The sequence below is a fragment of the Nonomuraea sp. NPDC050691 genome (assembly GCF_040654455.1).
Lineage (GTDB): Bacteria > Actinomycetota > Actinomycetes > Streptosporangiales > Streptosporangiaceae > Nonomuraea.
In genome coordinates this window covers 1-5,961 of the sequence record NZ_JBFAIA010000293.1, presented here as the reverse complement: position 1 = coordinate 5,961, position 5,961 = coordinate 1, and the positions used below count along the sequence as shown (strand labels likewise).

General features: G+C 68.9%; 5 protein-coding genes. 1 reads left to right on the top strand and 4 read right to left on the bottom strand.

Annotation, left to right across the window (positions count from 1 at the left end; all coding sequences use genetic code 11):
• Positions 1–507: 507 nt before the first annotated feature.
• The 3 genes from AB0H81_RS43510 to AB0H81_RS43500 form a co-directional block, all read right to left on the bottom strand.
• Positions 508–888, bottom strand: a complete 381-nt coding sequence (locus AB0H81_RS43510) for a cell division protein SepF (protein ID WP_175595813.1) — start codon at positions 886–888, stop codon at positions 508–510.
• A gap of 1,216 nt (positions 889–2,104) precedes the next feature.
• On the bottom strand, positions 2,105–2,752 hold the full coding sequence (locus AB0H81_RS43505; RefSeq protein WP_358387987.1) for a response regulator transcription factor: 648 nt from the start codon (positions 2,750–2,752) through the stop codon (positions 2,105–2,107).
• A 70-nt stretch (positions 2,753–2,822) separates the two neighbouring features.
• Complete coding sequence (locus tag AB0H81_RS43500; RefSeq protein ID WP_358387984.1) at positions 2,823–4,004, bottom strand: histidine kinase; 1,182 nt, start codon at positions 4,002–4,004, stop codon at positions 2,823–2,825.
• A gap of 338 nt (positions 4,005–4,342) precedes the next feature.
• On the opposite strand from AB0H81_RS43500, the gene AB0H81_RS43495 reads away from it, so the two are divergent.
• Positions 4,343–4,756, top strand: a complete 414-nt coding sequence (locus AB0H81_RS43495; RefSeq protein ID WP_358387981.1) for a hypothetical protein — start codon at positions 4,343–4,345, stop codon at positions 4,754–4,756.
• A 386-nt stretch (positions 4,757–5,142) separates the two neighbouring features.
• Here the strand turns inward: AB0H81_RS43495 and AB0H81_RS43490 are convergent, their stop codons facing one another.
• On the bottom strand, positions 5,143–5,505 hold the full coding sequence (locus tag AB0H81_RS43490; RefSeq protein ID WP_358387979.1) for a hypothetical protein: 363 nt from the start codon (positions 5,503–5,505) through the stop codon (positions 5,143–5,145).
• Positions 5,506–5,961: the final 456 nt, after the last annotated feature.

Genomic DNA, 5,961 nt, shown 5'->3' with positions numbered 1-5,961 from the left:
CGCTACGACAAGCGCGCCTACATCTTCCTGGGAACCGTCACCGTCGCCGCCTTGGCTATCTGGCTCCGGACCTGATCCAGGAAACAGCTCCTAGGACGCGCCCTCAGAACGCCAGGACGTACCCACGCCACCTTCGGAACGCCAGGACGTACCCACGCCGCCCTCGGAACGCCAGGACGTACCCACGCCGCCCTCGGAACGCCAGGGCATAACCTGCGCCACCTGCGGAACGCCAGGACGTAACCCGCGCCGCCCTCAGAACGCCAGGACGTACGCCGTCCGGCTTGCCTCGCGGGCAGGAAGGCCCTGCGGCGGCGGTCCGGCTCGCCCTGCGGTCAGGAAGGCTCCCGGCCTTCCCGCGCGGTGAAGCCGTCGGAGGCTCCACGCGCCGAGACGACGAGACGAGACCGGGTCCCCGCGTTGGGACAAGGCCTCCGGTCTCCGCGCGCTGGACCATCGGAGCGGTCCATACGCGCTCGAACGTCGTCTCATCTCGATCTTCACCTGCTAGGAGGTCTCGATCTCCACGTGCGCCGGCGCGAGTAGGAACACCCGGTCGGCGATGCGCTCGATCCGGCCCTCACAGCCGTAGGCCAGACCGGCCGCGAAGTCCACCATCCGGGTCGCCTCGGGCATCGGCATGCCCGTCACGTCCATGATCACCGTCTGACCGTCACGGAAGTGCTGACCGATCATCGGCGCGTCGTTGTACTTGAGCGGCTGGACCATCACGATTCGCGACGGGTCAACCGTCGACCGCCACCTCCTGGCCGCCCGCTCCGACGCCGGCATGTACTCCTCTTCGTACTGCTCGTCGTCGTAGTGGTCGTCGTACTGGTCGACCCCGCCCAGGCCAAGGTAGTTCACCACCTTGCGCACAGCCCCCATCGGCTTGTCCTTTCCTTCAGGAACTCACCGTAATCGGCACGTCCCTACACATTGGACGGTAACCGACGATTCCGTGTTCGCCATGCGACACGCCCACGACCAATTCCATTTTGTACGGCAAGCGGCCAGGTTTCACCCGGATATCTCTCCCCCGCAGGCATCGACTCATGCGTCCGTTGTCACTGTAGACGCCTTCACCGACACTTCTTCCCCGGGTAATCCTGCCGCGGTCTGCCGTCCAGAGTCAGCCGCTCCCGGCGCATGGACGCAGGCAGCGGAGCCTCACTTGTCTTAGATGCCCCCGCGACCGGATTGGTTCGGGTGGTTCTCGACCTCGGTCGAGACGCCCCAACGCTATTCGCACGGCCCGGGCCGCAGAGGGGGCATATTCGGCACCGCAGACCGAACGCCCACAGTGAATGGCACGGCCAGTTTCATGATCACAATGGATTTTCCGGCCGAGGAAGTGAGAGTGGCCACAGTTCCGTCCGGACGGGAAAAAGCCCTCCACACCGGCGCCGTCGCGGTGCATGGGAGCAATCGCGACCTCCCGGCCGAACTCCTCTCGCACCGCCCGCTCCGGTCGCGCTCCGGGAAGGCGCTCGCCTGGGTGGCGTGAAGCCGGTGCCGCTCCGCTACCCGTACATCCACGGCTTGAACGGCCGGGAGCCGCATCACGGAGCGTCACGCTCCGCAGGGGACCACGCGGCGTGCCGGGCCGGCCGTGGACTGAGTCCACCGGGCCGGTCACGCGGTGACGGTCCTGACGGGGGAGCTCCATATCTAGTACGTCGTTCCCCTCTTCTCTCAGCCGTACACCTGTGAATCCCAAGACTCCCCAAGCTCTCCCGACTCGCACCGGCCCCTCACTCATGCAGACGAGCCGACCTCCCGGCGGAGTTCCCCCGCACTTCGCCGCCCGGACCGGCGTCCCAGCGACGAGGCGCTGCGACGACGTACGGACCCGCGCCGAACGGGGCATTACGGACACCTCCGAGGGTGCTATGTGCTTTATGAGTCCATTGGTACCGTTGCGCGATTGCGGATGGGTTGACGCCGACTTGCGCCCCGCCCCAAGCGTGGAGCGGCCCCCTGGACCGACGGCTCACCGGCCGCTTCCGCCGTGCTTCACCCGACGGTTGGAGGCTTCAACCGGCGTTTCGTTCGGAGGCGGCGCGCAGCAGCCGCCTGCGAGCGTCCCCCGGACGTGAAGCGCTCACCCCTGCCCCGCCAGGCCGCTCTCGTAGGCGATGATGGCCAGTTGGGTGCGGTCGCGGGCCGGGAGCTTCGCGAGCAGCCTGCTGACGTACGTGCGCGCCGTGTCGGGGCTGATGAACAGCTCGGCGGCGATCTCCTGGTTGTTCAGCCCGCGCCCGATCGCGGCCAGCACCTCACGCTCACGGCCGGACAGCCCCTCCACCAGCTCCGGCCGTCCCCGGCCGCGTGCCGAGGCGGCCGCCCGCATGACCTTCCCGGTGATCGACGGCGCGAGCAGCGACTGGCCGCCGGCCACGAGCCGGATGGCGCCGCGCAGTTCTTCCGGCTGGACGTCCTTGAGCAGGTAGCCGGACGCGCCGGCACGGATCGCGTCGAAGACGTTCTCGTCCTCGTCGAACGTGGTCAGCACGACGACCCTGACACCCTCGAGCTCGCCGACGACGCGCCGTGTCGCGGCGATGCCGTCGAGCGCGGGCATCCGGATGTCCATGAGCACGATGTCGGGGCGGTGCGCGCGGGCAGCGGCGACCGCGGCCTGACCGTCCCCCGCCTCGGCGACGACCGTGATGTCGCCGTCGCGCTCGGCCAGCGCGCGCAGCCCCGACCGCAGCAGCAGCTCGTCCTCGGCGATGACCACCCTGATCACGCCCGCTCCTCCCGCGCGAACGGCAGCGGGACTGCCGCTGTCTCCTCCTCGGCCAGCGGCAACCGGGCGGTCACGCGTCCTCCTGCGCCAGCGGCAGCCGCGCGGTCACCGTCGTCCCGGAAGACGATCGGTTCGTGGTCAGGACGCCGCCCAGCAGAGCCGCCCGCTCGCGCATTCCTGCCACACCCCTGCCTCCTCCCACGCGGAGAGCGGCGGGGCCCTTCCCGTCATCCGAGACGGTCACGTACAGGGCGTCGCCCTCGATCCGGGTCGTGATGGTGACAGAGGTGGCCTCGGCGGCGTGCTTGATCACGTTCGTCACGGCCTCCTGGGCGATGCGGTGGGCGGCGGTCGCGATCGTGGGAGGCACGCGAGAGTCCTCGGCGTCCAGCTCCGCCCGCGTGGTAAGCCCGGCGCGCTGCGCGGACTCCACAACGGTCCGGATGCCCTCCAGGCCATGAGGCGCGAGGTCGCGCCGGCCACGCCGCTCCGGGGAGGACAGCAGGGACACGGTCGTTCGCAGCTCGCGCAGGGATCGCGAGGTGGCGTCCGCAACGTTCGCCAGCGAACGGACCGCCGCCTCATCGTCCCGCCCGACGGCCTCGCGGGCCACGTTGGCATGCACGGTGGCGATCGCCAGGGCGTGCCCGATCGTGTCGTGCAGGTCGCGGGCGATGCCGAGCCGTTCCTCCTGCATGGCCTGTTCGGCGCGGTGGCGTTCGCGCTCGCGTTCCAGAGTGACGATGCGCTGCTGCTGTTCATGGAGCTGACGACGCCCCCGCACCGTGGACGCGAGTGCGATGGCGCATCCGATCAGAGCCGCGTTGGTCAACAGGTCATAGCTGAGGACGTCGCCCTGTTCGCGCTCGTTGACGACGCGGAAGAACGCCGACACGCCCAGCAGCACCAACCCGCCGCCCACCGGCCACCGGATGTCGCGGCGTTCGGCCGCGAAGTACAGGGCCGCCGCCGCGGGGACGGCCATGCCGATGGGCGGGTGATCCATGGCGTAATAGAGGAAGATGCCGAGAACGGTCACCACGAGGACCGAGAGCGGGGCCACCCGATGGGCGAGCAGGACGAGGCCGAACCCGCACGCGAAGGCGTACGCTCCCCACCCGTGGTAGCCGCTGCTCGGGGCGCCCGCGGCGATGACGAACGAGACCGCGACCGCCTGGCCGAGGGCCACCAGGGCCAGGACCACCCCTTCGGGGACACCGTCCGCGTCCCGCCGTCCTTGCTGCTGGAGCATGCCGCGCCCTCTGCCCTCGCCCTTCTCTTCCCTTTGTCCCGCTTCCCGCCTGTGCTCGTTCACCGAGGCATGTGTGTGGCTGGCCGGTTTCGCTCTCCAGTGTGCGGGGTCCGATTCGCGGGCTCAGTCCGCGGAGCTTCGGCATCCGGAGTCAATGTGCGGAGCTTCGGCGCCGGACCCCGTGGGCGGAGCTTCGGTCACTGGTTCCAGTGTGCGGCCTCGTGCGCCGCCGAATGCGCGAAACCGCACGGATGTCGCTTCTCGACGTACAAGCGGACCGGGAGATGACTCCTGCGGGGCGATGTGGGTGAGCGCGGCGCATCCGTATGTTCGACCGCGTGACAGCGAACATGCCTTCCCCGCCGAACCACCGGCCGGAGTCCCCTCTTCACTCGGTCAACTGGCCGCTCGTCCTCGGGCTGGCCGCCATCGCCTTCGTCAGACCGTTGTTCTCCATCGTGGGCCTGTCGGATGCGTTGGGGAAGCCGGCGACCCCCATCGTCCTTACGGTGGCGATCTCCCTGGCGTGGATCCTCATCGTGGGCCTGACCCGGGTACGGCGCCCCGTCCTGACACCGGCGCTCGCGGGAGCCGCGTATGGGGTCTTCGCCATCGCGACCAGCGGCCTGCTGGTGAGGGGAATCCCCGTGGCCCTCTTCGGCAGCACGTCGATCCTCATCACCAACGTGGTGTGGGGAACTGCCTGCGGCCTGCTCGCCCTCCTGCTGCAACGAATGCGCGGGGTGCGTTGACCCCTGTCCAGCAGTCATCCCGAGTAACGGCCTTCCAGACCTTCAAGGCCGTGTCTGCGCGCTCGCCGACGGCGCAGATGCGGGCATGCGCAACACTCGTCGAACGCCTCGCCAACATTCCCACGCCGGCAGGCTCCCCTCGCGGAAGACAGTCCGCTCACCGAATCGGTAAGGTCGGGTCGCCCGAGGATGAGACTCCTTCGGGCGACCCGACCTTGCTGAGACTCACTTCGGGGGCGCGTACGAACTCGAGTGACAGGTAAGAGCCGAGTACCGATGTCTTCAGGTCGATCCGTGGGCCGCCGGAAATATGATCATCGCTACCGCCGATCTCTGCGTTCTGTCAGTCCCGAAGGCCGATCGCCCGGTACAGGGGCGGCGCCCTGTCATGGGATCGGGCGGTCACTGATCCGGCAGCCGTGTGGCCGCTCGGGGCGTTCGCTTGTCCAGCCGGCCTCAGGTGCCCACGCCTGGTAGTTCATGGCCGTCCCCTTCGCGATCCCCTCCGCGCTCTCGGCCGCGCTCTCGGCCGCGCTCTCGGCCGCGCTCTCGGCCGCGCTGAAAGCGTGGGCCAGGATAGTGCCGGTCCGCGGGCCGAGGATGGTGGAGTACCGCTCGGCCACCTCGGTGGTGGAGTACCGCTCGGCCACCTCGGTGTCAGCGCCGAACTGGGCGGAGGAACCCTCGCTCTTCACGAAGGTGACCGCGATGCCCGGGCGTCCCAGCGGGTCGGTGACCGAGCCGCCCACGGTGGTGGTCGGCAGCCCGGCGAGAAGGCGCAGGGTGGCCGCCCGGACCGAAGGCTTGACCGGCAGTTCCAGCAGTGCCCATCTGGAGCAACCCCACTGACCTCGGCAGCGCGCGGGAAATCCTCCAGATCAGAATCTGTTCGTGCATCTCTAATCGCGGTCGCATTTACCGGCCGTGCTCGTCCTGCTGCACTGCGGTGATGCGCGGTGCCACGTAGCGGACGTGCACACGGGTAACGCGCCACCGCTTGATCTGGTCCAGATGTAGATCCCCGAGATGGCAGAGACACTCTGGCGAGGGAAGATTCGCTCCTCCCTCGCGGTCGGCTCGCAACCGACGTCCAGGCATGCGGGACCTGTCCCCGGACATGCGAGAAGGGGCCCACGCGAGCCCCGGTATAAAACCGGGCTCGCATGAACCCCTTCTCCAAAGATTGTCCGGCGGTGACCTACTCT